This window comes from Brevibacterium sp. JSBI002 (assembly GCF_026013965.1).
Taxonomy (GTDB): Bacteria; Actinomycetota; Actinomycetes; order Actinomycetales; family Brevibacteriaceae; genus Brevibacterium.
Genome location: NZ_CP110341.1, coordinates 945028 through 971063, shown reverse-complemented (window position 1 = coordinate 971063; position 26036 = coordinate 945028). Strand labels below are relative to the sequence as shown.

21 protein-coding genes and 2 pseudogenes are annotated in these 26036 nt (G+C 64.8%); 4 read left to right on the top strand and 19 right to left on the bottom strand.

Going from position 1 to position 26036, the window contains the following annotated elements; genetic code table 11:
* Positions 1–26 precede the first annotated feature (26 nt).
* The 3 genes and pseudogenes from LJ362_RS04240 to LJ362_RS17070 form a co-directional block, all read right to left on the bottom strand.
* Positions 27–611 (bottom strand): amino-acid N-acetyltransferase, encoded by a 585-nt coding sequence (locus LJ362_RS04240; RefSeq protein WP_264800924.1) that lies wholly within the window; start codon positions 609–611, stop codon positions 27–29.
* A gap of 106 nt (positions 612–717) precedes the next feature.
* Positions 718–2967, bottom strand: coding sequence for an ATP-dependent Clp protease ATP-binding subunit (locus LJ362_RS04235; protein ID WP_413774228.1), 2250 nt, complete (start codon positions 2965–2967; stop codon positions 718–720).
* Positions 2968–3113: 146 nt separating this feature from the next.
* Positions 3114–3257 (bottom strand): annotated as a pseudogene (locus tag LJ362_RS17070) (Clp protease N-terminal domain-containing protein); the annotation flags it as partial.
* Between the two features lie 146 nt (positions 3258–3403).
* On the opposite strand from LJ362_RS17070, the pseudogene LJ362_RS04225 reads away from it, so the two are divergent.
* A pseudogene (locus LJ362_RS04225) lies at positions 3404–4184 on the top strand (macrolide 2'-phosphotransferase).
* Positions 4185–4478: 294 nt separating this feature from the next.
* On the opposite strand, the gene LJ362_RS04220 reads toward LJ362_RS04225, so the two are convergent.
* From LJ362_RS04220 to LJ362_RS04165, 12 genes are all read right to left on the bottom strand, one after another.
* On the bottom strand, positions 4479–4808 hold the full coding sequence (locus tag LJ362_RS04220; protein WP_092015973.1) for a histone-like nucleoid-structuring protein Lsr2: 330 nt from the start codon (positions 4806–4808) through the stop codon (positions 4479–4481).
* A gap of 218 nt (positions 4809–5026) precedes the next feature.
* The gene (lysS, locus tag LJ362_RS04215; protein ID WP_264800920.1) at positions 5027–6586 is read right to left on the bottom strand and encodes a lysine--tRNA ligase; all 1560 of its coding nucleotides are present in this window, start codon (positions 6584–6586) and stop codon (positions 5027–5029) included.
* 44 nt (positions 6587–6630) lie between these two features.
* Positions 6631–7521, bottom strand: coding sequence for a Rossmann-like and DUF2520 domain-containing protein (locus LJ362_RS04210; RefSeq protein WP_264800919.1), 891 nt, complete (start codon positions 7519–7521; stop codon positions 6631–6633).
* The gene (locus tag LJ362_RS04205) at positions 7518–9362 is read right to left on the bottom strand and encodes a PH domain-containing protein (protein ID WP_264800918.1); all 1845 of its coding nucleotides are present in this window, start codon (positions 9360–9362) and stop codon (positions 7518–7520) included. The genes LJ362_RS04210 and LJ362_RS04205 overlap by 4 nt, the downstream gene beginning before the upstream one ends.
* A 2-nt stretch (positions 9363–9364) precedes the next feature.
* Complete coding sequence (locus tag LJ362_RS04200; protein WP_264800917.1) at positions 9365–9865, bottom strand: PH domain-containing protein; 501 nt, start codon at positions 9863–9865, stop codon at positions 9365–9367.
* The gene (locus LJ362_RS04195; protein WP_264800916.1) at positions 9862–10323 is read right to left on the bottom strand and encodes a DUF3180 domain-containing protein; all 462 of its coding nucleotides are present in this window, start codon (positions 10321–10323) and stop codon (positions 9862–9864) included. Before LJ362_RS04195 ends, LJ362_RS04200 begins: the two co-directional genes overlap by 4 nt.
* Before the next feature lie 28 nt (positions 10324–10351).
* The gene (gene folK / locus LJ362_RS04190; protein WP_264800915.1) at positions 10352–11308 is read right to left on the bottom strand and encodes a 2-amino-4-hydroxy-6-hydroxymethyldihydropteridine diphosphokinase; all 957 of its coding nucleotides are present in this window, start codon (positions 11306–11308) and stop codon (positions 10352–10354) included.
* Positions 11305–12186 (bottom strand): dihydropteroate synthase, encoded by an 882-nt coding sequence (folP, locus tag LJ362_RS04185; protein ID WP_264800914.1) that lies wholly within the window; start codon positions 12184–12186, stop codon positions 11305–11307. Before folP ends, folK begins: the two co-directional genes overlap by 4 nt.
* 23 nt (positions 12187–12209) lie before the next feature.
* Positions 12210–12833, bottom strand: a complete 624-nt coding sequence (gene folE, locus LJ362_RS04180) for a GTP cyclohydrolase I FolE (RefSeq protein ID WP_101545806.1) — start codon at positions 12831–12833, stop codon at positions 12210–12212.
* Positions 12833–15019, bottom strand: a complete 2187-nt coding sequence (ftsH, locus tag LJ362_RS04175; RefSeq protein WP_264800913.1) for an ATP-dependent zinc metalloprotease FtsH — start codon at positions 15017–15019, stop codon at positions 12833–12835. Before ftsH ends, folE begins: the two co-directional genes overlap by 1 nt.
* A 179-nt stretch (positions 15020–15198) precedes the next feature.
* Positions 15199–15750 (bottom strand): hypoxanthine phosphoribosyltransferase, encoded by a 552-nt coding sequence (hpt, locus tag LJ362_RS04170; protein WP_101545800.1) that lies wholly within the window; start codon positions 15748–15750, stop codon positions 15199–15201.
* Between the two features lie 47 nt (positions 15751–15797).
* The gene (locus LJ362_RS04165; protein WP_264800912.1) at positions 15798–17069 is read right to left on the bottom strand and encodes a CynX/NimT family MFS transporter; all 1272 of its coding nucleotides are present in this window, start codon (positions 17067–17069) and stop codon (positions 15798–15800) included.
* A 115-nt stretch (positions 17070–17184) separates the two neighbouring features.
* On the opposite strand from LJ362_RS04165, the gene LJ362_RS04160 reads away from it, so the two are divergent.
* Positions 17185–18459, top strand: a complete 1275-nt coding sequence (locus tag LJ362_RS04160; RefSeq protein ID WP_264800911.1) for an amidohydrolase family protein — start codon at positions 17185–17187, stop codon at positions 18457–18459.
* 3 nt (positions 18460–18462) lie between these two features.
* Here LJ362_RS04160 and tilS read toward each other — a convergent pair whose 3' ends face one another.
* From tilS to dacB, 3 genes are read right to left on the bottom strand one after another with little or no spacing between them, the layout of a single operon-like run.
* On the bottom strand, positions 18463–19485 hold the full coding sequence (gene tilS / locus LJ362_RS04155) for a tRNA lysidine(34) synthetase TilS (protein ID WP_264800909.1): 1023 nt from the start codon (positions 19483–19485) through the stop codon (positions 18463–18465).
* On the bottom strand, positions 19472–20488 hold the full coding sequence (locus LJ362_RS04150; protein WP_264800908.1) for a zinc-dependent metalloprotease: 1017 nt from the start codon (positions 20486–20488) through the stop codon (positions 19472–19474). Before LJ362_RS04150 ends, tilS begins: the two co-directional genes overlap by 14 nt.
* Positions 20485–21978, bottom strand: coding sequence for a D-alanyl-D-alanine carboxypeptidase/D-alanyl-D-alanine-endopeptidase (gene dacB / locus LJ362_RS04145; RefSeq protein WP_264800907.1), 1494 nt, complete (start codon positions 21976–21978; stop codon positions 20485–20487). Before dacB ends, LJ362_RS04150 begins: the two co-directional genes overlap by 4 nt.
* 108 nt (positions 21979–22086) lie before the next feature.
* Between dacB and LJ362_RS04140 the strand changes: the two genes are divergently transcribed.
* A complete protein-coding gene (locus LJ362_RS04140; protein WP_264800906.1) occupies positions 22087–22575 on the top strand; it encodes an inorganic diphosphatase in 489 nt (162 codons plus the stop codon).
* 171 nt (positions 22576–22746) lie between these two features.
* On the top strand, positions 22747–23388 hold the full coding sequence (locus LJ362_RS04135; RefSeq protein ID WP_264800904.1) for a VOC family protein: 642 nt from the start codon (positions 22747–22749) through the stop codon (positions 23386–23388).
* Positions 23389–23477: 89 nt separating this feature from the next.
* On the opposite strand, the gene LJ362_RS04130 is transcribed toward LJ362_RS04135, so the two are convergent.
* Positions 23478–26018 carry a PhoX family phosphatase gene (locus tag LJ362_RS04130; protein ID WP_320109152.1) on the bottom strand — a complete coding sequence of 847 codons (2541 nt, stop codon included), beginning with the start codon at positions 26016–26018 and terminating at the stop codon, positions 23478–23480.
* Between the last annotated feature and the right edge of the window lie 18 nt (positions 26019–26036).

The window sequence follows — 26036 nt, the reverse complement described above, 5'->3', positions numbered from 1 at the left end:
GGCGACGGGCAGGATCAGGGTCTGTCTCAGAGGTATTTGATCATCCGTGAGTTGCCCAGGGTATTCGGTTTGACCCTGGCCAGGTCGAGAAACTCTGCGACGCCCTCATCGGTGGAGTGAAGCAGCTCGACGTAGACCTCGGGTGAGACGGGGATGCCCTTGATCGGTTCGAAGCCGAGCGAACCGAAGAATCCGGTCTCGAAGGTCAGGCAGAACACCCGGTCGACTCCGATCTCACGAGCATCGGCGAGCAGCTGCCTGATGATCGCCTTGCCCACTCCCCTGCCCCGATAGTCCGGTGACGTGGCGACCGTGCGCGCCTCGGCGAGATCCGCCCAGATGATGTGCAGGGCGCCGCAGCCGGCGAGGATCTCGGAACCATCGGGCTGCGGGTCGACGACCAGCCAGAACTCCTGCAGCGACTCGAAGTAGGTCACCGTGTCCTTGGCGAGCAGGATCCGCTCACCGGCCAGTGGGGCGACCAGGGCTTCGATGCCTTTGACGTCGCCGGTCCTCGCTCGTCGCAGGTACAGACCTCCGGGGAGTTCGTGCTTTGAATGATGGTCCTCGGAGATCAGTCCGTGATCGAAGTCGCCTGCGTGTGAGCTCATACCGACATTCAACACCATCGCCGGAGTCGAACACGAAAGAGTCCGGGAAGTCGGCTGCTGCCGACTCCCCGGACTCCTATGCGTTATCCGAGAAGGTGATGAACGATCAGGCCGAGGTCTCCGAGGATCCGCTCGAACCGGACGAACCCAGACCTGCGAGTTCGCCTTCGTCATCCTCAGCGGGCTTCAGGCTCTCGGTCTCGATGCCTTCGAAGGTGAACTCAGCGTCCTTTCCTTCGCCTTTGACGTCGACCTTGATGGTCTGGCCGCGTCCGATCTCCTTGAACAGGATCTTCTCCGACAGAGTGTCCTCGATCTCGAGCTGGATCGTCCGACGCAGCGGACGGGCACCCAGGACGGGATCGTAGCCGCGCTCGGCGAGCAGATCCTTCGCCTTGGCCGTGACGTCGACCTTCATGCCCTGATCGGCCAGGCGGACGTCGAGACGTTCGAGGAAGAGATCGACGATCTTGATGATCTCGACCATGCTCAGCTGCGGGAACACGATCGTGTCATCGACACGGTTGAGGAACTCGGGACGGAAGTGCTGCTTGAGCTCTTCGTTGACCCGCTGCTTCATCCGGTCGTAGTTGGTCTTCGTGTCACCCTCGACCTGGAATCCGAGCTGGAGTCCGCTCGAGACATCACGCGTACCGAGGTTGGTCGTCATGATGATGATGGTGTTCTTGAAGTCCACCTCACGACCCTGCGAGTCGGTCAGTCGACCATCCTCGAGGATCTGCAGCAGCGAGTTGAAGATGTCCGAGTGGGCCTTCTCCACCTCGTCGAAGAGGACGACCGAGAACGGCTTCCGGCGGACCTTCTCCGTGAGCTGACCGCCCTCTTCGTATCCGACATATCCCGGAGGTGAACCGAACAGTCGCGAAACCGTGTGCTTCTCCGAGTATTCGGACATGTCTAGGCTGATGAGCGAATCCTCATCGCCGAAGAGGAACTCCGAGAGGGCCTTGGCCAGCTCAGTCTTGCCGACGCCCGTGGGGCCGGCGAAGATGAATGAGCCGGAGGGACGCTTCGGATCCTTCAGCCCGGCGCGGGTACGACGGATCGCCCGCGAGATCGCCTTGACCGCATCGTCCTGACCGATGACGCGCTTGTGCAGCTCGTCTTCCATCCGCAGCAGACGCGAGGACTCTTCCTCGGTGAGCTTGAAGATCGGAATGCCGGTGGCAGAGGCGAGCACTTCGGCGATGAGATCGGCATCGACGACCTTCGAGGTATCGGTGCCGGACTTGCGCCACGCCTCGGTCTGCTCTTCCTTCTCCTTCTGCAGCTTCATCTCGGAATCGCGCTCCGAGGCTGCCAGTTCGAAGTCCTGAGCATCGATGGCGGCTTCCTTGCGGTGGCGGGCCTCGAGGATCTTCTCCTCCAGGTCACGCACCTCCTGCGGAACCGACAGTCGCGAGATGCGCAGCTTGGCACCGGCTTCGTCGATGAGGTCGATCGCCTTGTCCGGCAGGTACCGGTCGTTGATATAGCGATCGGACATGTTGACAGCGGCTGCCAGGGCTCCGTCGGTGACGGTGACCTTGTGGTGCGCTTCGTACTTGTCCCGCAGACCCTTGAGGATCTCGATCGAATGCGCCAGCGACGGTTCGGGAACCTGGATCGGCTGGAACCGGCGCTCGAGAGCGGCATCCTTCTCGATGTGCTTGCGGTACTCGTCCAGCGTGGTCGCACCGATGGTCTGCAGCTCTCCGCGAGCCAGCATGGGCTTGAGGATCGAAGCGGCATCGATCGCACCTTCGGCGGCTCCGGCACCCACCAGGGTGTGGATCTCGTCGATGAAGAGGATGATGTCGCCGCGGGTGCGGATCTCCTTGAGGACCTTCTTCAGACGTTCCTCGAAGTCACCGCGGTAGCGGGAGCCTGCGACCAGCGAACCGAGGTCGAGGGTGTAGAGCTGCTTGTCGGCGAGGATCTCGGGGACATCGCCGTTGACGATGGCCTGTGCGAGTCCTTCGACGACAGCCGTCTTGCCGACACCGGGTTCACCGATGAGGACCGGGTTGTTCTTCGTGCGACGCGAGAGGATCTGCATCACGCGCTGCATCTGCTCGTGCCGGCCGATGACCGGGTCGAGATCGGCCTCGCGGGCCGCAGCGGTGAGGTTTGTGCCGAACTGGTCGAGCACGAGCGATCCCGAGGGAGTTCCCTCTTCGCGGCCGCCGGCGGACACGGGCTCCTTGCCCTGGTAGCCCGACAGCAGCTTGATGACTTCCTGGCGGACGCGCCCGAGGTCCGCGCCGAGCTTGACGAGCACCTGCGCGGCAACGCCTTCGCCCTCACGGATGAGGCCGAGCAGAATATGCTCGGTGCCGATGTAGCTGTGACCCAACTGCAGTGCTTCACGGAGGCTGAGCTCGAGGACCTTCTTCGCCCGCGGGTGAAGGGGATATGGCCGCTCGGAGCCTGCTGTCCCTGACCGATGATCTCCTGGACCTGGTCGCGCACCTGCTCGAGGGAGATGTCCATACCCTCGAGTGCCTTCGCTGCCAGACCTTCACCCTCATGGATGAGGCCGAGCAGAATGTGCTCGGTGCCGATGTAGTTGTGTTTGAGAAGTTTCGCTTCTTCCTGCGCGAGCACCACGACGCGTCGTGCTCGGTCGGTGAACCGCTCGAACATATTCATCCTCCTCGGTCTTCTGATTCTTCTGAGCCTAACCACCACGACCGCGGTTCTATTGCAGGTTTCGCCATCAGCCGAAACCGTTTGGCTGTGGGCGAAATTCTCTAGACTCGAGACCCAACGAGCTCGGCCTCGACTTCCAGGTGGCCATCGCCGAGGCGGTCGACGGTCGGTCCTGGGTGCTCCGGATACCCCGACGTCCGGATGTCGCCGCCCGAGCCGCCGTCGAGGGCCGGTTCCTCAACGCCGTCGCACCGCATCTGAGCGTCGCGGTCCCCGATTGGCAGATCCACTTCAATGACCTCATCGCCTACCCGCTGCTGCCGGGTACACCCGGACTGACGATCGACGACAGTGGTCAGCCGCAGTGGCATTTCGATGTCGAATCCTCCGAGTATGCCGCATCGCTCGGATCGGTCCTCGTCGAACTTCGACCCGGCTGTCGTTCGGGACACAGGCATTCCGGAGCTCCCCCTCACGGAGATCCGACAGCGCAACCGGGAAGACATCGAGAACGTCGCCGCCGAGTTCGAGGTGGCGCCGTCCCTGCTCCGGCGGTGGACCGCATGGCTCGACGATGACAGCTATTGGCCGTCGTTCTCAACCGTGACTCATGGCGAGGTGTATCCGGCGCATCAGCTCATGGACGGACCCGTCAATCTGAGCGTCCTCGATTGGACGACCGCTGCAATCGGCGATCCCGCCAGGGATTTCATGTTCCATCACGCCAGTGTCTCGGCCTCAGCGTTCGAGAACACGAGCGCGCGATCCGTCGAAGCCGGCGGGCGGATCTGGCCCAGGTTCGCAGAGCACTGCGGCGAGCTCTACTCGACGCCGCCCGTCGAATTGGGACTGTACGCTCTGCAGACCGGAGACCCGGAGCATATGAGTGCGGCACGAACTCAATTGAACCCGCAGAACTGAACCGACTTCAATAGCCGTGAGATGAGCACAGGCATTTCCCCGCCCACAGTGCAGGCTCCCTTGATTTATGTGCAACTTCATCGAATCATTTGGCTGCGCGATCAGTCGATATGATTTTCAACTACTCTCCACCTGGCAATTGTCTGTGATGTTTCATCACTGCTGTGTTGCCGCATCACCGGAAGAGGGCAATTCATATTACCGAGGCCGGGCACAAAAAGCCCGAAGGGCCAGCGAATCAATTCGCTGGCCCCTCAGACCTAATCGGAAGTTATCGGCTTTCGAATGAACCTCTTACTTCTCCGCTGCTTCGTATGCTTCGACGATCTCGAGCGGGATCCGTCCACGATCACCGAGCTGGTACCCGTTGTTCTGAGCCCACTCGCGGATCTTCGCCGTGTCCCGCTTGGGGCCCGACGAACCCGCACGGCGGCCACGGCCACCGGTGTTGGCTACACGACGTGCTTTGGCGATGAATGGGGCGAACGTCTCACGGAGCTTGTCGGCATTCTCGGTTGACAGCTCGAGTTCGTACGTTGCCTGGTCGAGGCTGAAACGAACGGTTTCCGCCGCTTCGCTTCCGTCGAAATCATCCGTGAGAACGAGGCGCATTTCCCTTGCCATGTTCACTCTTTTCGTAATCAGAGGATTTTGTCGCTGTCATCTTAACATCCGTTCGGGGATTATCGTCGACTTCGCTAACTTCAATCTCTGAATAGTATTTATCTACCTGTTCGCGTTCATTGCGATCTGCACGGACGATATTCCGGAACACATACCAGAACAGCAATCCCACACAGATCGACGGGAGCAGAGCTTTCAGGATATCCAACATAATCAGATCAGCCCTCCTGAGCCGAGTCCTCCGGCGAAGAAGTCAAAGGCTTAGTGAATGGGAACAGAATGGTTTCACGAATCCCCAAACCGGTCAGCGCCATGAGCAGACGGTCGAGTCCCATGCCCATTCCGCCGGTCGGCGGCATACCGTGCTCCATCGCCATGAGGAAGTCCTCGTCGAGGCCCATCGCCTCATCGTCACCGCGAGCGGCGTCCGCGGCCTGAGCCTCGAAACGCTGACGCTGGATGATCGGGTCGACGAGCTCCGAATAGCCGGTGGCCAGCTCGAAGCCGCGCACGTACAGATCCCACTTCTCCACGACGCCCTTCTTCGTCCGGTGCTCACGCACCAGTGGTGAGGTGTCGACCGGGAAGTCGGTGACGAAGGTCGGAGCCCAGAGCTTGTCCTGGTAGAAGTGCTCCCACAGCTCTTCGACGTACTTTCCGTGTGAGCGGAAGACTCCGCCCATGTCGACGCCGTTGTCGGCGGCGATCTTGTCGAGGACGTCCAGCCCGGTCTCCGGGGTCACCTCGACGCCGGACAGCTCGGACAGGGAGTCATACATGCTCACGACCGGCCAGTCTCCGCCGAAGTCGTAGTCCGTGCCGTCGTCGAGAGTCACGACGAGCGATCCGGTGGCTTCCTGGGCGGCATTCTGGATGAGGGTCTTCGTGAGATCGGCGATCGAATGGTAGTCGCCGAAGGACTGGTAGGCCTCGAGCATCGCGAATTCCGGGGAGTGAGTGGAGTCAGCACCCTCGTTGCGGAAGTTGCGGTTGATCTCGAAGACGTTCTCGATTCCGCCGACGATCGCCCGCTTGAGGAACAGCTCCGGCGCGATGCGCAGGTACATGTCGATGTCGTAGGCGTTCATATGCGTCTTGAACGGGCGTGCCGAGGCACCGCCGTGCATGGTCTGCAGCATCGGCGTCTCGATCTCGACGAAGTCCTGGTCCGCGAAGGTCTTCCGCAGCGACGACATCACCTTCGCGCGGGTGAGCATCGTCTCCCGAGCCTGCTCGCGGGTGATGAGGTCGAGGTAGCGCTGGCGGACGCGGGTGTCCTCGGCGAGTTCGGTGTGCAGTCCGGGCAGCGGGCGAAGGGCCTTCGACGCCATGGTCCAGGAGTCCGCCAGCACGGAGAGCTCACCGCGCTTGGACTTGATGACCTTTCCGTGCAGGAACAGGAAGTCACCGAGGTCGACATCGGTCTTGAAGTCATCCAGGCGCTCCTGGCCGACTTCGCGCAGCGAGAGCATACCCTGCAGACGGGTGCCGTCACCGGACTGCAGTGTGACGAAGCAGAGTTTGCCGGTGGTGCGGACGAAGACGACTCGGCCGATGACGCCGACGATGGCCTCGGTCTCCTCCCCCGCCTCGAGTCCGTCATGTGCGGCGTGGACCTCGGCGAGGCTGTGGGTGCGGGGCACCGTCACCGGGTAGGCATCGGTTCCGTCGTCGAGGAGACGCTGGCGCTTGTCCTTTCGAATCCGGATCTGTTCCGGATCGAGGTGTTCGGGTGAAAGGTCTGCGTTCTCAGATGTCTTCGAGTCGGTATTCGCCATGCTTCAAGGCTACCGTGGACGGGCCGTACGGGGGAATTCGGCGGTCAGTCCAGAGCGCTCAGAATCTGCTGTGCCTGGGCTTCTGTGATGCGTCCCATCGCCAGCGCTTTCGCGGCCGTCGATCGGGCGAGTGCGATGTAGCTGTTGCGCACGGCCGGGTTCGATCGGCTGAGGCTGAACTCGCTCAGTGCCGCCAGGTGCGCTTCGATGGTTCCGACGTCACCGCGGCTGATCGGACCGGTCAGTGCCTTCGGTCCGTTCTGCATGGTGTTGGCGACGCTGGCGTCGACGAGGGTGTGGAGGACGGCCGACGGATCGGCGACCCCTGCCTCGGTGAGCAGCTCCATGGCCTCGGCGAGGATCGTGATCGAATGGTTCGAAGCGTGGGTGATGGCGGCGTGGTAGAGGGGACGGTCCGCCTCGGCGATGTCGATCGGTTCGGCACCGAGTTCGACGACGAGGGCCTCGCCAACCGGACGGATCGGCGCGGGCGCGGTGACCGCGATCGTCGCCTGCCGCAGACGGCTGAGATCGACATCTGTGCCGGTGAATGTCAGTGATGGGTGCAGAGCGATGGGCAGAGCGCCGAGGCGGGTCCCGGCGTCGAGGACGTCCGTTCCGTATCGGCCGGAGCAGTGTACGAGGATCTGCCCGGCATGGATGCGGCCGAGGTCGGCCAGGCCCGTGACCAAGGGAGCGATCTCGTCATCGGGGACGGCGACGAGCACGAGTTCGGCGCGTTCGGCGATCGCATCGGGGTCGAGGACCGGCACTCCGGGCAGCATGTCCTCCGCGCGTTCGAGGCTGGCCGTCGAGGTGGCGCTGACTCCGATGATCGCGTGACCGGCCTGCCGCCAGGCCGCTCCGATGCTGGCTCCGACTCGTCCGCAGCCGATGATTCCGATGCCCAGCCGTGGTGCGTCGTCCTGGCTCATCCGTTGCCTTCCTCGTGGGTCTCGATGGGGCGGGTGCGTGCCGTCTTCGCGGCGGCGTCGAAGCGTTGGCGGGCGATCCGAGTGCGTTCGGCATGTTCGGTGAAGAAGCGTTTGGCAGCTTCGGCGTCCTGATGCTTCACGAGTGGGGTGATGGGTCCGGCGGTCGAGTGCACGGCCACGGTGCCCAGATTCAGCGACCTCATCAGCGGTCCTTGATAGTAGCGCAGGGACTGGACCCTGACGTGGGGCACGAAGTCGACCCGACGATCGAGAACTCCCAGGCGCAGCACGAGCAGGGACTCGGTGAGGGCATAGGCCCGTCGTTTCCAGACGAGGGGGTCGAGGATCCGTGAGGAGCGCGGCTGCGCGTGGAACAGCTCCTCGGCCGCCGCTGCATCGGGATGCGTGGATTTCCTGTCGTACATGGCCGACCGGACGAGGCCGTCGGCTGAGAGGCCTTCGGGCAGCTGCGGGTCAGGCAGGGCGAGACCCACCATGAGCAGTGCCTGGTCGATATCGCCGACCGGCAGGAGCAGATTCTCGTCGTTCTTTCCACCGTCGCTGGCGATGTTGTATTCGGCTCTCCACCAGCCGGCCCAGCGCCACAGCAGCGGCTGGTGGAGGCAGACGGCCTGGAGCCGGTCGAGCGGGATGACTTTGCGGGACGTGGAGAAGAGTCCGTGGCTGACGGCCAGACCGTCTTCGCTGATGCGGACGACGAAGTTGGCATTGTCGAGGTTCTTCTTGAACGCGGTGAATGCGGCGAAGATGCCGGGCAGTCCACCGATGAGGATCGGGAGGAAGGCCTCTTCGACTCCGACGAGGAGGAACACGACGGCAATGACGACGAGGGCGATGATCACGCCGACGGAGATCAATGTTCCCGTGCTGAGCAGGGAGGAGACGATGACCCGGTGAGCGGGCACACGGATGATCTCTCCCTCTTCGCCGACATCGGCCGAGAGGTTGTACGGGGCCAGCAGGTCGTTGAGGCTCCGTTCCGCTTCGTGGGAGACGTCGTCGGCCAGGACGCCCAGGCGCTTGCTCAGTCGCACTCCGATGCTGTCGGCGCTGCGTTCGGGCACTGAGCGGTCGATGCTCGGCTGTGCTCCGTCCGCACCTGGGTCCAGGCTGCCGTGGTGACCGGCATCAGAGCGTGCTGCACCGGCTCCTGCCGCACCATCTGTTCCTGCATGGGGCTCGGTTCCACCGTGCTCGGCTGCGGCTCCGGACACTGCTTCGGCGGATGTCGCAGACGTCGCAGATGCGTTCTTCTTCGCCTTCACCGCGGCGAGAAGCTCATCGCGCAGCTCTTCGGCACGCTTCTTCGACAGGTACTTCAGGGAGATGTTCGAGTCAGTGCCGCCGGCGACGTCGAAGACGAGTTCGGCCATGCCGAGCATGCGCGGCAGCAGCTTCTGCTGCAGATCGATCGACTGGACGCGGTCGAGACGGGCCTTGCGCAGCTTCTTCGACAGCAGTCCCCGACGATAGTAGATCGCTTCGGCGTCGACCCGATACCCCATGACTCGCCACGCCAGCCAGCTGAAGAAAGCGGTGAGGACCAGGATCAGGATGATTCCGCCGACGACGGCGAGGATCACCAGCGGGTGGGCGCCCAGCCATTCGGCGAAGGTGAGGTTGACGGAACGGCCGGAGGCCAGGTCTTCGACGGCGCTCTGGAAGAAGTTCTGCAGACCGTAGGCTGCGGCGATGAAGATACCGACGAGGACACCGAGGCTCTCGAGGATCGGCGTCAGCGGATGGACGCGGTGCCAGATCTCCGGTGCGGCCGCCTCGCTGCCGGGGTTCGGAGAGTTGGGCGAGGTTTCGTCGCTCATGGTCACAGCCCGGCGAGATTGGCCTGGCCGAGTCCGGCAAGGCTGTCGCGCAGGCGATCGGCTTCGGCGCGGGGCAGTCCGGGGATCGTCGCGTCGGTGGCTGCCGACGCGGTGTGCAGTTTGACGGTGGCCAGACCGAACATGCGGTCGATGGGACCGGCGTCGACGTCGACGAACTGGAGCCGGCCGTAGGGCACAACGGTGGCGCGGTGGAACATGATGCCGCGGCGGACGAGCAGGTCGTCCTCCCGTTCGGCATAGCCGATGGCGCGAGCCTGACGGAGGATGATGATCGTCGAGATGATGCCGTAGACGAGGACGGCGATCCAGATGAGGTGCAGCCAGGGCGCCTCGGAGTTGAAGATGATCGCGAAGACCAGTCCGGCGATGAGCAGCGGGACGAGCAGCGTCATCGAGGCCAGAACCTCTTTCAGCCCGTACTTCGGACTCACCCGGTTGAACGGCACATCGGCTCCGATGGAGAAGAAGAGGTCGCGGTTCATGCTGTTTCAGCTCCCGGCGGGTCTTGGGGTGGGATCTCGCAGAATCCCTCGACGATCATACCGACGATCATGAGCACTGCGGCAGAGATCATTGCAACAAGCATACCTGCCGCAAGATCGTTGCGGATCCCGGGGGCCGACAGGAAGTAGTACCCCGCGTTGCCGAGGTACCAACCGGAGAGTCCGGCCCCGGTCAGGGCACTGGCTTTGGCCATGATCGCCACTCTCGCCGCTTGGATCGGGTCGATCTCCTTCGTCCGGTCCCCGTCGTTCCATTTCTTGATGGGCCAGCCGAGCAGGAACAGGATGGCTGCGAGAACGAGCATGCCGATGACGGCGAACCACGGCAGTCCCGGCAGTGAGAACCCCTGGCTTTCGAGCACCACGTCGACCACGGTCGCGAGAACCGTGCCGATCACGGCCCAGACGGCGAGGGTGGACGAGGAGGTTCTCTGCATGGTTCCCAGTCTCTCAGATCGCGGGCGGTTATCCAGAGGTGATCCGGGCGATGTCCTGGTCGTCGAGTTCACCCAGAACCGCGCTGATGGGCCGTCGCCCCTGTGGGGTGTCGATGAGTGTGTCTCCGACGAGTTCCGCCCAGGGTGCGAGGACGAAGGCGCGTTCGTGGGCGCGTGGGTGCGGCAGCGTCAGTCGCGGGCTCCGGCGGTACTGCTCGGCGTCCTCGTCTCCGAAGCGGATGAGGTCGATGTCGAGGGTGCGCGGCCCCCACCGGAGTTCGCGTGTCCGCCCGCAGGCGACTTCGATGCCCTGTGCCACCGAGAGCAGTTCGAGAGCCGACAGTGTGGTCGTCACGAGCACTCCGAGGTTGAGGAAGTCGGCTTGTTCGACTCCGCCCCAGGGCGCGGTGCGGAAGAGTGAGGACCGGGAAGTGACGGTAATGTCCGGATGCCGGTCGAGGGCGGCCACCGCTTGGTCGAGTGTGTCCGCGGCATCGCCGAGGTTCGCCCCGAGATTGAGATACGCTTCGGTCTCTCCCTCGGCCGTGCCACCCGAAGCGGGCGCGGCGTCCGCAGCCGTTGCAGGCTCCCCTACCGAGGAGGCGGCAGAGGCGGCGCGTGTGCGTTCGACGCGGATGCGCACATCGTCGAAGGTCCGTTGGATCGGTGCCGAGGGTTTGTGGACGACGACCTCGACGTGTTCGCACAGGCTCAGGCAGCGGTCGGCGATGCGTTCGGCCAGCGTTTCGATGAGGTCGAAGGTGTTGTTCTCGACGATTCCGGCGACGTCTTCGGCAAGTTCGCCGTAGTGGATCGTCTCGGCGAGGTCGTCGGTGGCCGCGGCACGTGCGACGGAGGTGTGGAGGGTGACGTCGATGACGAAGTCCTGGCCGTCTCGTTTCTCGAAGTCGAAGACGCCATGGTTTCCGCGCACCGTCAGTCCGCGCAGTTCGATGCGGTCGGGGGCCGCCTCTGCGCCGGTCATCGCCCGGCTCCCTCAGTCCCGGAGTCCGCTGACGGGTGTGCCGCTGCTGCGGAGTGTTCCCTGACCGCGGCGATGACCTTGCAGGCGACCGCCGAGGTGGCCGGATCGTGGACCCGGACCGCCCAGGCACCGGCCTGCGCGGAGATCGCGGAGATCGTGGCCGTGGCCTGATCCTTCGCCGCCTGTTCGGCCTGTTTCGGGTCGTCGGGGCTGAGCAGGGAGGCGATGAAGCGCTTCCGGCTGGCGGCGACGAGGAGTCGGTGGTCGAGGGCGGCGAATTCGTCGAGCGCGGAGAGCAGCTGCCAGTTGTGTTCGGCGTTCTTCGAGAACCCGAGTCCGGGGTCGACGATGATATTCGCAGGTTCGACGCCGACCGCGATGGCTTCGTCGATGCGGGTGCGCAGCTCGGAGATCACCTCGGCGACGACATCGTCGTAGTGGAACGTCGCGGAAGCATGGTCGAGGTAGCCGCGCCAGTGCATGAGCACGATGGGAGCTCCGGTCTCGGCGGCGACGCTGAGCATGGTGGGGTCCGACTGTCCGGCAGAGACGTCGTTGATGATATGAGCTCCGGCTGCCAGGGATTCTGCGGCGACGCGGGCACGCATCGTGTCGACGCTGATGACAGCTCCGGCTGCGGCGAGCTCACGTACGACCGGGACGACTCGGCGCAGCTCTTCGGCTTCGTCGACGCGGGCCGATCCCGGACGCGTCGATTCGCCGCCGACGTCGATGATGTCGGCGCCGGCGGCCATGAGTTCGAGTCCGTGGGCGACGGCCCGGTCATGGTCGAACCACAGCCCGCCGTCGGAGAAGGAGTCGGGGGTGACATTGAGGACGCCCATGATCTGCGTCGTCTTCGCGGCTGTTTCGTCCATCGCTGTGTGATCCGTGTTCTGCCTCAGCGACCGAGGATGAGACTCATCGCTTCTGCTCGGGAGGCGCTTTCGCGCAGCTGCCCGCGCACGGCCGAGGTGATGGTCGAGGCTCCTGGCTTGCGCACTCCGCGCATGGTCATGCACAGGTGTTCGGCTTCGACGACGACGATGACGCCCTGCGGTTCGAGATGATCGACGAGCGCGTCGGCGATCTGTGAGGTCAGGCGTTCCTGCACCTGGGGGCGCCGCGCATAGATCTCGACGAGGCGGGCCAGTTTCGACAGTCCCGTGATCTTGCCGTTCTTGCTCGGGATGTAGCCGATGTGGGCGACTCCGTGAAAGGGCACGAGGTGGTGTTCGCAGGTCGAGTAGAGGTCGATATCGCGGACGAGGACGAGTTCCTCGTGGCTGATGTCGAAGGTGACGCCGAGGACTTCGGCCGGGTCGCGGTGGAGTCCCGCGAAGATCTCCTCATAGGCCCGAGCCACTCGGCCGGGAGTCTCGACGAGACCTTCCCGGTCGGGGTCTTCGCCGACGGCGATGAGGATCTCACGCACGGCAGCGGCGATGCGCTCCTGGTCGACCTTATTGTCCTGCCCTGCGGGGGCGGGCCCGAGACCGGCGGAGACCTCTTCGATATCGGCCATCAGTCGTTGTTCCCTCTGTCTTCGTTCGTGTCGTTCGTCGCCGGTCCCCCGGTTCCCGGACCGCTTGTGCCTGGTCCTCCGGTCCGTCCCCCGGTGGGGCCGCCCGTCGGGCCGGTCGGGCCGTTCGGGTTCTCGGGTCCCGGCGGGTTGTGCGGGACGTGGGGTCCGCTGACGCCCGTGGGTCCGGCTCCGGGGATGTCGGTGGTGTCCACCTCGGCGCCGGTCGATCCTTCACCGTGGCTGCGTTCGCTCTGCGGTGCGGGCGGAACGATGGGGCCGCGTTCGGACACGGGGCGATCGTCGTGGGCCAGCCACACGTCGCGGGTGGCGCGTTTGACGACGGGGGCGAAGATCTCCTCGAGGGCGGCCTGGTCCAGCGTTTCGCGTTCGAGCAGCTGGTAGGCGAGGTTGTCGAGCACATCGCGGTTGTGCGTCAGCGCCCAGTAGGCGTCGGCGTGCGCGGAGTCGATGAGACCGCGGACCTCGCGATCGATCGAGGACAGGGTCGAATCCCCGTATTCGTCGCCGCCGCCGTAACCGCGGCCGGCGAAGGGTTCGGACTGGTCGTCGCCGATCTTGACCATGCCCAGTTTCTCGCTCATTCCGTACTGGGTGACCATCTTCCGGGCGATGTTCGTCGCCTTCTCGATGTCGTTGCTGGCGCCGGTGGTCGGGTCGTGGAAGACGATCTCCTCGGCCACACGCCCGCCCATGGCGTAGGCGAGCTGGTCGAGCAGCTCGTTGCGGGTCGTCGAGTACTTGTCCTCGCTGGGCAGCACCATCGTGTAGCCGAGTGCGCGTCCGCGCGGGAGGATCGTCACCTTCGTCACCGGGTCGGTCTGGTTCATGGCCGCGGCGACCAGTGCGTGCCCGCCCTCGTGGTAGGCGGTGACGAGGCGTTCCTTGTCGTTCATCAGTCGCGTCCGCTTCTGCGGGCCGGCGATGACACGGTCGATGGCCTCATCCAGGATCCGGTTGTCGATGACCTTCGCATTCTCACGTGCGGTGAGCAGGGCCGCCTCGTTGAGGACATTGGCCAGGTCCGCACCGGAGAAGCCGGGGGTCCGCTTCGCCACCTGCCCGAGGTCGACCTCCTCGGCCAGCGGCTTGTCGGCGGCGTGGACCTCGAGGATGTGCTTGCGGCCCTTCATGTCAGGGGCTTCGACGGGGATCTGCCGGTCGAAGCGTCCGGGACGCAGCAGCGCCGGATCGAGGACGTCGGGACGGTTGGTCGCGGCGATGAGGATGACGTTCGTCTTGACGTCGAATCCGTCCATCTCGACGAGCAGCTGGTTGAGCGTCTGTTCGCGCTCGTCGTGTCCGCCGCCCATTCCTGCGCCGCGCTGGCGGCCGACGGCGTCGATCTCGTCGATGAAGATGATGCAGGGGGCGTTCGACTTCGCCTGTTCGAACAGGTCTCGAACTCGTGAGGCACCGACGCCGACGTACATCTCGACGAAGTCGGAACCGGAGATCGAGTAGAACGGGACTCCGGCCTCACCGGCGACGGCTTTGGCCAGCAGGGTCTTGCCCGTACCGGGCTGTCCGTAGAGGAGCACGCCCTTGGGGATCTTCGCTCCCACGGCCTTGAACTTCTCCGGCTCCGCGAGGAACTCCTTGATCTCTTCGAGCTCTTCGAGTGCCTCGTCGACTCCGGCGACGTCCTTGAAGGTGACGTCCGGGTTCTCCTTGTTGACGAGCTTCGCCTTCGACTTGCCGAAGTTCATCATCTTCCCGCCAGACATCTGCGAGATGAGGAACCAGAAGACGACGAAGATGATGACGAACGGGATGAGCGTGCCCAGCAGCGACATCAGCCAGCTCTGCTTGGGAACCTCATCGGTGAAGCCCTTGTCGGGGCCGGCGGAGTCGACGGCCTCGACGACCTGCTCTCCGCGCTGTTCGACGTAGAAGAACTGGACCTTCTTGCCGAAGTCCTTGCCGTCGACCTCGAAGTCGTCCTTGAGAGTGAGGTCGACACGCTGGTCCTTGTCGACGATCTTGGCCTGTTCGACCTTGTCGTCCTCCAGCAGCTGCAGACCCTGTTCGGTGTCGATCTGGCTGAACCCGGACTGGCTGAACAGCAGAGCACCGATCGATACGACGAGCAGCGCCAGGACGATCCAGACCAATGGGCCCTTCGTCGCCTTGTTCAAAAGGGGGCGACGTTTTTTCGACTCGGCCATAAGTCCTCTCAGGAAAAAGATGTGGGCAACCGTTTCAGGCTACCGAGGCTGCCTGGGAACATCCCCCACAGCCTAGTACTTCGCACCCCTATAGCCCGAATGCGTGCCGAATCTATTCCGTCACAGACCCCGGCCTCGGTCCGGGTTCGCCGCGGGCGTAAAAAGCGGTGCCGGCGGGCTCAGCTGTAGACGTGCTGAGCCAGGGTCGCCACGAACGGCACATTGCGGTACTTCTCCGCATAGTCGAGGCCGTAGCCGATGACGAATTCATTGGGCACGTCGAAGCCGACGTACTTGACGTCGATGTCGACCTTGACGGCTTCGGGTTTGCGCAGCATGGTGCAGATCTCGACGGTGGCAGCTCCGCGGCTGCGCAGGTTCTGGACCAGCCAGGACAGAGTGAGGCCGGAGTCGATGATGTCTTCGACGATGAGGACGTGCCGATCGGTGAGGTCGGTGTCGAGGTCCTTGAGGATCCGCACGACGCCGGAGGACTTGGTGCCCGAACCGTAGGAGGACACGGCCATCCAGTCCATCGTCACAGGCGAATGCAGGGCCCGGGCGAGGTCGGCCATGACCATGACGGCGCCTTTGAGGACGCCGACGAGGAGGATGTCCTTGTCTTTGTAGTCTGCATCGATGGCGGCGGCCAGTTCAACGAGTCGTGCGGCTATCTGCTCTTCCGAGACGAGTACTTTTTCGATGTCATTGCCGAGATCGTTGATGTCCACGAGTGTCGATTCTCCTCAGATGCGGGTCCTGGAGATTCCATTATGGGTCACTTTGCCTCACCGGTGCCAGTGGGCCCGGATGTCTGTGCCAGTTCGTCGTCGACGGCCCCCGGACCGGCCGACAGCCAACCGGTGATCGCCATGAGCACGGAGATGATGACCATGAACCACAGCGGCACCTGCCAGCCGCCGCTGACCCCGAGCAGTCCGCCCACGGCCAGGGGGCACAGTGCGGCGAGCACATAGCCCGAGGACTGGACGAACGCCGAAGTCGAGGCGGTGACGGAGACCTCGCGAGTGCGGGAGGTGATGAGCGCCAGCGCGGCGGGGAACGCGAATCCGCCGTATCCGAGCAGAGCCGCCCACAGCCAGGGGAGGCTGACCGGACTGAGCAGCAGTCCGGTATAGCCGGCGACGGCGCTGGCCCCGAAGGAGACGAGGAAGGCGCGTGGGGCGATGCCCCGGACGATGATCTGCGGGGCGAGGAATCCGCCGGGCAGACCGCCGAAGGTGACGATCGTGAGCATGGTCCCGGCGAGGAAGGGGTCGAGTCCGGCGTCGCGGTAGATCTGCGGCAGCCACCCGAACTGGAGATAGGCATTGGCCGACTGGAGGCCGAAGAACATGGCCATATACCGCGCCTTGGGTGAGGTGAATACCGCTCGCCGAGGCGGCGCCTCCTCCTGCTGCCCACCGCGCTCCGCTGCCTGTCCGGAGAGGACGGGTACGGACTTCAGCGTCCGCAGCACCGTCCAGGTGATGAGCGCGGACAGGGGCAGGACCATCCAGAAGCCGAGACCGAAGCGCCACCCGCCGAACTGTTCGGCCAACGGCGCTGTCAGCAGCGAGGGGAGCATCGATCCGAGACCGAGCGAGACGGTGAACGTCGTCGCTCCCAGCGTGGGCCGGTGCGGGAAGCGGGACTTGACGTAGACCGGCAGGATGACGTTGCCGATCGACATTCCGGCCAGGGCGAGGACCGTGAGCAGAGCGAAGGCCACCCATTCGGTGACGACGGCGCGCAGACCGACGCCTGCCACGATGAGGGCCGCGCTCAGGGCCAGAGCGGAGAACAGGCCGAGCCGTTTGAGCAGGGGTACGGCGATGATGCCGCAGATGGCGAACACGAGCCCCGGCAGAGCCGTGAGCAGACCGGTCTGCCATTCGGCCAGGGAGAATCCGTCGCTGACTTCGGAGAGCACCGGGCCCAGGGAGGAGGCGGCCGGGCGCAGCGAGGCGGCGATGAGGACGAGACAGGCCAGCGCCAGAACGTCGAGGCCGCGGGTGCGTCGGAAACCCTGCTCGGGCGAAGTCGTCATGGCCTCATCCTTTCAGACCGCTGTAGTCGTCGTGCGCGCGGGCCGCGGCCCATAGAGGCACGCAGACGGGCACAGCTTCCGATGGTATACCGTTTGACGGTCGTAGGCTGTGCACATGATCGTTGTGAAGAATGTGCGTCTGTTTCCGCGCACCCCTGGTGCTCCCGCCATCGATGTCGAGATCACCGATGGTCGCTTCTCTCGCCTCTTCCCCGCCGAGGATGCCGCCCCCGATTCCGGGTCTCCGGCGACCGGGACGACATCGACCGGGGTCGAGGTCATCGACGGGGCGGGGCGGATCCTGCTGCCGAGCCTCGGCGATGTGCATGCTCATCTGGATTCGAATCGGATGGGCCAGACGTTCCGACCTCACACCGCCGACGGCACTCTGCACGGGTACATCATGAACGATCGCGAGAACTGGCGCCACGGCGAGCGCAGCGTCGCCGATCAGGCCGCGTTTGCGATTGCCAAGATCATCGCGTCCGGAGGCACGCGCATCCGCTCTCATGCACAAGTCGATGCCGACTGCGGTCTCGAGCGCATCCACGGGGTCAGGGCCGCGCTCGAGGCTCATGCCGATGTCCTCGATTTCCAGATCGTGGCCTTCCCGCAGGCCGGAATCGTGCACGAGCACGGCGTCGAAGAGCTGCTCGATGCAGCTCTGGCCGAGGGCGCGGATCTTGTCGGCGGACTCGATCCGCTGGTCTACGACCGGGATCCGGTCTCCCACCTCGACGTCGTCTTCGGCCTGGCCGAGAAGCATGGCAAGGGCATCGACATCCACCTCCACGAGGCGGGCACCGCAGGCCTGTTCACCCTCGAGGAGATCGTCGCCCGCACCCGGGCGACGGGAATGCAGGGTCAGGTCACGGTCTCCCATGCCTTCGCTCTCAACACGAATCCGGAACCTGAGGTCGTCCGGATCCTCGATGTCCTCGCCGAGGCGGGAGTATCCCTGACGACGGTTGCCCCGGCCAAGGGCGTGCTGCCGCAGGCTCTCATCCGTGAGCGCCGCATGGCCCTGGGACTCGGCGAGGACGGTCAGCGGGACTACTGGAGTCCCTATGGTGACGGCGATCTGCTGCGTCGGACCTGGCAACTGGCGTTCACGAACGGGTTCCGCCGTGATGCCGACATCGAAGGCTGCCTCGATATCGCCTCCCGCGGAGGAGCTCAGGTCATGGCCGGTGCTCGTCCCGACGGTTCGGCGCTGGTCGACGATTCCCGGTTCGGTCTGGCGGTGGGCGCTCCCGCCGACTTCTTACTCGTCGACGCCGATACGGTCACCTCGGCGATCATGGACTGCTCCAAGGACCGGGACGTGTTCAAGGGCGGTCGGCTCATCGCCTCCGGTGGCGAACTGGCAGGCGGGCCGCGGCTGAGCTGAGCCTCAGCGGCCCTTCGCTGCGAGCTGGAACACGGCCCGATCGCCGGAGACGACGACTTCCGAGTCGCCGGGCAGGGACAGGCGACCGCGCCTGCGGTCACGGATGAGAGCGCAGAGTTCGGCGACCCGCACCGCTCCGAGGTTCTGTGCGGGCACGCCGAGCGAGATCGCCCAGTCGCGCACGACGCGGCTGAGCACGGCATCGTCGAGTGCGGTAAAGACCTCCACCGGCACCGAGGCGGCTCCACGGACCTGCTGCCCTGCCGCCTCGGCGTGAGCATCGATGAAATCGGCGTCGGCTCGGCACAGGTCGGCGGTGCGCGCGAGGTTCGCCGTGATCGGTTGGCCGAGTTCGGCTTCGAGTCCGGCCAGCAGCTGCCGGGCCCGGACTCGGGTGAACGCGGTGTCGGCGTTCATCGGGTCGTCCCAGATCTCGATGCACTGCGCCCGGCAGGACGCTTCGGTCCGATCTCGGTCGAGGCCGAGCAGGGGACGCATGAGGCGACCGGCCAGCGGACTCATCCCGGCCAAGGACCGAGTGCCCGATCCGCGCATGAGTCCGAGCAGAACGGTCTCGGCCTGGTCGCTGCGGGTATGGGCGGTGAGGATCCAGTCGGCTTCGGCTGCGGTCCGAGCGGTTTCGAGGGCGGCATAACGAGCGGTGCGTGCCGCGGCTTCCAGGCCCTCTTCGCCGGCATGGATGCTCACCCTCATCACCTCGGCGGGCATGCCCCAGGATTCGGCGGTGGCGGCGACCCGGTCGGCCACCTCGGCGGTGACGGCCTGCAGACCGTGCTCGACGGTGACGGCACGGGCACGGATCTCACCGCGACGATGCAGGAACGCGGTCGCGTGCAGCAGCGCCATCGAATCCGCTCCCCCGGACACTGCGACGATGAGGCCTGGGACAGACGTTCCTGCGTCCGCAAGTGCGGCACGAACGGCAGTGCGGATGGCAGCACTGGCGGGGTCGAGGGTCGGCCGCCTCGGCGAGGCTGCGCTGCGCGGACCCTCAGCCGTGGACACGGTCGAGCCAGAGCTGCGGGTCGTGGATCTCTGCCGTGCGCGGCAGATTCGCGGGTTCGGCATAGATGCGGGAGAAGCCCTTCTGCCCAACCTCGCGGCGGACGGCGCGGACGAACTTCGCCCCGTCGCGATACTGCGCGAGTTTGAGGTCCATTCCGAGCAGATTGGTCAGTATTCCGCCCTGACTGGCGTCACGGCGGGCCTCGAACTTCCGGCGCAGCTGACGCACGCTCGGGATGACACCGGCGCCGACTTCGTCCATGACGACATCGGCGTGCCCTTCGAGCAGGGACAGGATCGCGGTGGCCTCGTCGAGTGCTGTGCGCATGTTCTCGTCGCGGATGAGGTCGATGATGCTGGCCTCGCCCTTGACGATGCGCCCGAGGGTGGCGAAGAGGTCGACGATCCCGCCGACTCCCGGGATCGTCAGTCGGGTGGACACGGCTCCGGAGAGCAGGGTGCGCATGTGTTCGCGCAACCAGGGCGCGGTCGCGAACTGCACTTGGTGGGTGGCTTCGTGGAGGGCCACCCACATGCGGAAGTCGCGCGGGTCGACGTCCATGGCCTTCTCCGCGATGAGCACGGCGGGGGCGACGAACATCAGCCGTCCCGTCTCCACGGCGAAGGGGTCGAACTGGCCGAGCACCCGGGTCGACAGGAGTGAGAGGACCCCGGCGACCTCGACGGCACCGGCCTTCGCGGTGGCGGGGCTGACCGGGGCGGGCAGTGCCGCCTCGTCGAGCATTCCGTTGACGGACTGCGCGTTGGCTTTGACCCAGCTGACCTGGTCGAGGACGAGCACGGAACCCGCGGCGAGGCGGCCGCGCACATCATCGGCGTGCTCCGGCGGCAGCAGAAATGAGTCGAGCACGAGGTCCTGGGCGGTCAGCGCATTGTCCTTCATCCCCTCGACGAGTCCGTCGAGCACACCCGGTTCGGGGACCTTCGCCGCGGAGACGAGCTCACGGGCGGTGCGGGCGGCGAAGTTCTCGTCGATGATCATCGGCAGCCGCAGTTCGCGAGGGCTGTGACGATATCGTCCACGGTCTTTCTGGCTTCCAAGATCTTGTCCTTATCCACGTCGTCGATCTGGATGGAGAATACGAGGTAGCGGCCTTCCGCGTCGAGCACTCCCCCGGCCAGGGAGGTCACGGTCGACAGCGTTCCGGTCTTCGCGTGCACCACCCCGGAGGCGTTCCTCTCGTCGAGGAATCGGTCGTGCAGGGTGCCGGTCAGTCCGCCGACGGGGAAGTAGCTGACGAGCCCGGCCAGCGAGTCATCGGCGACGACCGAGGCCTGCAGGACGGTCGTGAGATCGTGCGGGGCGATCCGGTTGTCATAGGACAGCCCCGAGGTGTCGACGAGGTGGGTGCGCCCGAGGTCGACGGATTCACCGAGAGCTTCCAGGACCGCCATGGGACCGTTCTCGAGGCTGCCCTCCTGTCCCTGGGCGATGGCGACCTCGTTGCCGAGCATCTCGGCGACGACGTTGTCGCTGTGCACGAGCGCGTATTCGACGATCTCGGAGATCGTCGCCGATTCCACCCGGGCGAGCTCCTGCGGATTCTCGGACTCGGACGTCGTCTCGGATTCGGACCGGTCGGTCGCCTCGGTGACGGTGATCCCGGTCTTCTTCAGCTCTCCATCGAAGATCGAGAACGCGTCCTTTGCCGGGTGTTCGCTGCGGCCCCGCCACTCGGCGTTCTTCGACCCGACGTAGGCGGTGTCGACCATGATCGGCTGGATCGGGGTGATCACTCCCTTGGCGATATCGGACCGGGACCAGCCGGAATCGAAGTCCTCGCCGACGTAGCGGCTCGTGTCCAGGTTGAGAGCCACCTCGGTGATGTCCTGGTCCTTGAGCGCGGCAGCGGTGTCTTCGGCCAGGGTCCGCAGTCCCCCGTGCCCGTTGACCGAACCGGGATCGGAGTCTCCGGGCGACAGGAGCACATCGCCGCCGCCGGTCAGCGTCAGGGTGTTCGTGTCCGCGTCGAAGTCCGTCGTCGTCGCCAAACGCTTCTCTCCGCCGATCGCGGACAGGGAGGCGGCCGCTGTGAGCACCTTCGTCACGGAGGCGGGAGTGCGCGGTTTCGTCTCGTCCTTCGCGTAGAGGACATCATCGCTGATCCCGTCGCGGACCTCGAGGCCGAAGCCCTTGACCTTCGAATCCTTGAGCACGGCGTCGATCGTCTTCGGAATCTGTGTGGGCACGGGAGCGGAATCGTCGACCGCCGAGGCGGGGGCGGGCACCTGCTGGGCGTGGGCCTGCGGAGTGGGCACAGTCTGGACCTCGACCTGGGGTTCGGTGGTCAGTACGCTGGGCAGGCCGGGCACGAGGTCGTAGGCGTCGACGGCGGTATAGGCTCCGAGCGCGAGGACGATGATCCCTGCGGTGATCGGACCGCCCTTCCTCCCCCGGGAGGTCGCCTTTCTGCGGTCGCGGCGCGGGGAGCCGGAGTCTGACGGGTTCTGCGGCGCATCGGTGTCGTTCAAACGCAGACTCTCATTCCTCGACGACCGTGAGGCGGTCGCCGTCGGTGGGCGGTGACGGGGACTTGTACCATCTATTCTAGTGATGCACCCCTAACGTGAAGGAGCACTATGGAACTGCTGGCCACAATCGAGATCCCCCAGGGGTCCCGCAACAAGTACGAAGTCGATCATGAGACCGGTCGGGTCAAGCTCGATCGCTACCTCTACACCTCGATGCAGTACCCCGCCGATTACGGCTATATCGAAGACACGCTCGGAAACGACGGCGACCCTCTCGACGTGCTCGTGCTGCTGCCCGAGCCGCTGTTCCCCGGTGTGCTCATCGACATCCGTCCCATCGGCATGTTCCAGATGGAAGACGAGGCCGGAGGCGATGACAAGGTCCTCGCCGTTCCCGCCGGAGATCCTCGCTGGGACTCCTACACCGACATCTCGGATGTGGACCAGTTCATGCTCGACTCGATCGAGCACTTCTTCAACCGGTACAAGGACCTCGAGCCCGGCAAGTACGTCAAGGGTTCGTCCTGGGCAGGTCGCGAAGCCGCAGAGGCAGAGGTCAATGCCTCCATCGAACGATTCAAGGCCGAGGGCCACTGAGTCCCTCCCCTCTCACTGTGCTGAGAACTCAGCGCTGATCTGCGACCGCCCGGATGATGACATCCGGGCGGTTTCGCTTTGGCGACGGCCGGGACCCCAGCGTGACGATCATCACGATTTCTTAGGTAAGCCTAAGGGGCAGTGTGAGCCAGGTTATGCGATTGTCGTGTCATGAAACTCGATCATGTGTCATACGCCAGTGAACCTGACGGCTATCGTGCGACCGCTGAGCGGATCGCAGACAAGCTCGGAGTGGCTCCCTACGACGGCGGTGTGCATCCTCGATTCGGCACCAGAAACCTCATCTTCCCCCTAGCGAACGGTCATTACCTCGAAGTCGTGGAAGCCTTGGAGCATCCGGCCGCTCTCTCGACGCCCTTCGGTCAGGCCGTCCGGGCTCGTTCCGAGCTCGGCGGCGGCTGGATGGGCTGGTGCGTCTCGGTCGACGATCTCACCGCAGTCGAAACCCGCCTCGAGCGCAAGGCTGTCGATGGAAACCGCACGCCGGAGTCCGGTTTGGAACTTCGGTGGCTGCAGATCGGTGTCAAGGGGCTCATCGCCGATCCCCAGCTGCCGTTCTTCATCAAGTGGTCCGCCGACTCCTCGCAACACCCGTCGACGTACAAGACGAATGAGGCCGTCGACATCGACACCCTGCAGATCGCCGGGGACCGCGATCGTCTGCGCGATTGGCTGGGCACTCAGGATGCCAAGCCGATCTCGGAGATCAACATCGACTGGTCCGCACCACACGGGACGCCGGGCATCATGTCGGTGAGCTTCAACACGGAGAACGGCCCCGTCACCATCTGAGCGCATCAGAGTCCGCGCACTCTGCGGAGTCGAAGAAGGCCAGAGGCAGTGTCGCCTCTGGCCTTCTTCAGCTTATGGGCCTGGTGTCATCAGTCGCTCTGAGTCTCCGTCGGCAAGTCCTGCTCGCTTTCCGTCCCGTCTGCGTTCTTCCGACGCAGATGAGCGGCCGTCGCCATCGCACCGCCGACGGCGAGGAGACCTGCTCCGCCGCCGAGCAGCGGCAGAGTGCTGTCCGAACCGGTCCACGGCAGTTCACCGCCGTCCGAGCCGGACCCACCTGAACCGGACCCGCCTGAACCCGAGTCGCCGTTCGAGGAACCGCCGCCCGAACCGGAGCCGCCGGAGCCGCCGGCACCGGAGCCGCCGTCGCTGCCGGCACTCGCTGCCGCACCAGCTGCCGCGGCATCTTTCACGCCGTCCTGCGACCCGGCAGTCGAACCGGAGCTGTCGGCGTCCGTTCCGGTCCTGTCGCCCTTGGCATCGGTGTCCTCACCGGTTCCGGCACCATCTGAGTTGCCGTTCTCATCCGAGTCCGTCGCCCCTTCATCTGTGCCGTCGGCGTCGGAGTCCTGGTCCTTCGGCGGTTCAGTCGGGTCCGGTGCCGATCCGCCGTCGCCCTTGATGACCTGCACGACCGTGGGCCGCGGCATCGCGGCCACTCCCTTGTCGACATCGGTTTCCTTGACATAATCGGGGAACTGCGAGTGCTGATCGGCATACGAGCCGTCCTCACCTGGGTGCTGAACTGCGACGAACGCGGATTCGTATTCGTCGTGGACGAGTGGTCCACAGACCTCGGCTTCGCGAGGTACGGACAGGAACTGTTCGACGCGGCCGCGCTGGTCGCCTTCGATGGTTACCTTGAACAGCCCGTCGCAGTAGCCGATGCCGTCGGGAGCACCGTCGGTGGAGATCCACAGGTTTCCGGCGGTGTCGAAGGCGACATTGTCCGGGCAGGAGATCGGTGAGACCTGATCGGCGGGGAAGCCGGAGAAGTAAGTGGCGTCGCCCTGCTTCGGGTCTCCGCAGACCAACAGCAGCGTCCAATCGAATTCGGTGCCTGTGTGATCGCCGGAGCGCTCGGTGATCTCGACGATATGCCCGTCGCGGTTCTCCGTGCGCGGATTGGCCTCATCTGCGGCGGCCTTCCCGTCGGTGCCGCGGTCGGAGTTGTTCGTGCAGGCGACGTAGATGCGGCCGTTGACCGGGTTGGGTTCGACGTCTTCGCAGCGGTCCATCTTCGTCGGGCCGACCTTGTCGGCGGCCAGACGGGTGTTGACGAGGACCTCTTCGACGGAGAATCCTGACACCTGCGACTTGCCGTCCTTGACCAGCGGAAGCCACTGTCCGCTGCCGTCGAACTCGCCGTCGGCGGGCACCTCACCGCTGCCGTCGATCTCGGACTTCGGTGAGTTGCCGGTGAACTTCGCGACGTAGAGGTCGCCGTCGGTCAGCAGCGTCTTGTTGTGTGTGCGATCGCCCTCCAAGTAGGTGTCCTTCGAGACGAACTTGTAGAGGTAGTCGAACTTTTCATCGTCTCCCATATAGGCCACGGCGTGGCCCGAATCGGAGATCGTGATGTTCGCCCCTTCGTGTTTGAAGCGGCCCATGTTCGTGTGCTTGTGAGGGGTGGAGTTCGGGTCCCAAGGGTCGACTTCGACGATCCAGCCGAACCGATTCGCTTCGTTCGCGTAGCCCGGGTTGTTCGTATCGAATCGGTCGACATCGGCTTCCCACCCGTTGGCCGAATCTTCGCTGTCGAGCCCGTAGCGCTTATCTGCCGCCGATGTGCCCTGCGCCTTGAAGTACGAGTTGAAGTTCTCCTCACCGGACACCAGAGTGCCCCAGGGTGTGAGCCCACCCGAGCAGTTGCCGAGAGTGCCCTGCGCCTTGTCACCGTTCGGGTAGTCCTTCGTCCGCAGCAGATCGGAACCGGCAGCGGGACCGGTGAACTCGTACTCGGTGTCAATGAGGAACCGGCGGTTCTTCTTTCCGTTGACGTCGACCGTCCACGTTGACTTCTCGTCCGTGCGGATGAGTTCGGCAACGGTCAGTCCGTGGGCTTCACGGCTGATCGCCCGCTGATCGGCTCCGTCCATGTCCTCGGGGTACATGATGGCGTCGTTCGTGTATTCCTGGTTGGCGAAGAGCACGGCCCGGTTCGAGTCGTCGGGGTCGATCTGGATGGACAGGAAGTCGTTGTTGTAGCCGAACTGGCGGCGCTGCGCCTCTGGGCTCTGATTCTCTGGGTCGAACCTCGGGGAGTCGGGGAACAAGGGATCTCCCCAGCGGACGATCGGATGCCAAGAGTAGCCTTCGGGGACGATGAATTCGTCGACCTCGTGCTGGACCGGGTCGATGGCGGTGAAGGCCAGACTGCCTGCGGTGGCCGCGGCGGCAGAGCGTGCGGTCGGACTCGGTGCGGTGGTCACTGCGATGGCCAAGGCGCCGGCAGCCGAGGCACCGAGAACCGCGCGACGGCTGAGCTTGGCATTGACGATATCGCGGAAATACCCATTTGCCGATGTGTTGCAGGTGGCCTTGAGGCAGGCGTTGTCGCACTTCAGTGCGCACGTGACGGGGCTGCGCTTGCCACGCACATGGTCGGCCATCGGCAGAAAGGTTCGCATCGATTCTCTCCTTGTATC

Bases quoted from the DNA above. Each gene is read 5' to 3' on its own strand.
- LJ362_RS04160 (WP_264800911.1), top strand. From the start codon at position 17,185: ATGATCGTTGTGAAGAATGTGCGTCTGTTTCCGCGCACCCCTGGTGCT.
- folK (WP_264800915.1), bottom strand. From the start codon at position 11,308: ATGACCGGCGCAGAGGCGGCCCCCGACCGCATCGAACTGCGCGGACTG.
- LJ362_RS04140 (WP_264800906.1), top strand. From the start codon at position 22,087: ATGGAACTGCTGGCCACAATCGAGATCCCCCAGGGGTCCCGCAACAAG.
- LJ362_RS04200 (WP_264800917.1), bottom strand. From the start codon at position 9,865: ATGAACCGCGACCTCTTCTTCTCCATCGGAGCCGATGTGCCGTTCAAC.
- LJ362_RS04195 (WP_264800916.1), bottom strand. From the start codon at position 10,323: ATGCAGAGAACCTCCTCGTCCACCCTCGCCGTCTGGGCCGTGATCGGC.
- LJ362_RS04240 (WP_264800924.1), bottom strand. From the start codon at position 611: ATGAGCTCACACGCAGGCGACTTCGATCACGGACTGATCTCCGAGGAC.
- folP (WP_264800914.1), bottom strand. From the start codon at position 12,186: ATGGACGAAACAGCCGCGAAGACGACGCAGATCATGGGCGTCCTCAAT.
- LJ362_RS04165 (WP_264800912.1), bottom strand. From the start codon at position 17,069: ATGACGACTTCGCCCGAGCAGGGTTTCCGACGCACCCGCGGCCTCGAC.
- LJ362_RS04220 (WP_092015973.1), bottom strand. From the start codon at position 4,808: ATGGCAAGGGAAATGCGCCTCGTTCTCACGGATGATTTCGACGGAAGC.
- lysS (WP_264800920.1), bottom strand. From the start codon at position 6,586: ATGGCGAATACCGACTCGAAGACATCTGAGAACGCAGACCTTTCACCC.
- LJ362_RS04130 (WP_320109152.1), bottom strand. From the start codon at position 26,018: ATGCGAACCTTTCTGCCGATGGCCGACCATGTGCGTGGCAAGCGCAGC.
- LJ362_RS04210 (WP_264800919.1), bottom strand. From the start codon at position 7,521: ATGAGCCAGGACGACGCACCACGGCTGGGCATCGGAATCATCGGCTGC.
- LJ362_RS04205 (WP_264800918.1), bottom strand. From the start codon at position 9,362: ATGAGCGACGAAACCTCGCCCAACTCTCCGAACCCCGGCAGCGAGGCG.
- LJ362_RS04135 (WP_264800904.1), top strand. From the start codon at position 22,747: ATGAAACTCGATCATGTGTCATACGCCAGTGAACCTGACGGCTATCGT.
- folE (WP_101545806.1), bottom strand. From the start codon at position 12,833: ATGGCCGATATCGAAGAGGTCTCCGCCGGTCTCGGGCCCGCCCCCGCA.
- LJ362_RS04150 (WP_264800908.1), bottom strand. From the start codon at position 20,488: ATGATCATCGACGAGAACTTCGCCGCCCGCACCGCCCGTGAGCTCGTC.
- ftsH (WP_264800913.1), bottom strand. From the start codon at position 15,019: ATGGCCGAGTCGAAAAAACGTCGCCCCCTTTTGAACAAGGCGACGAAG.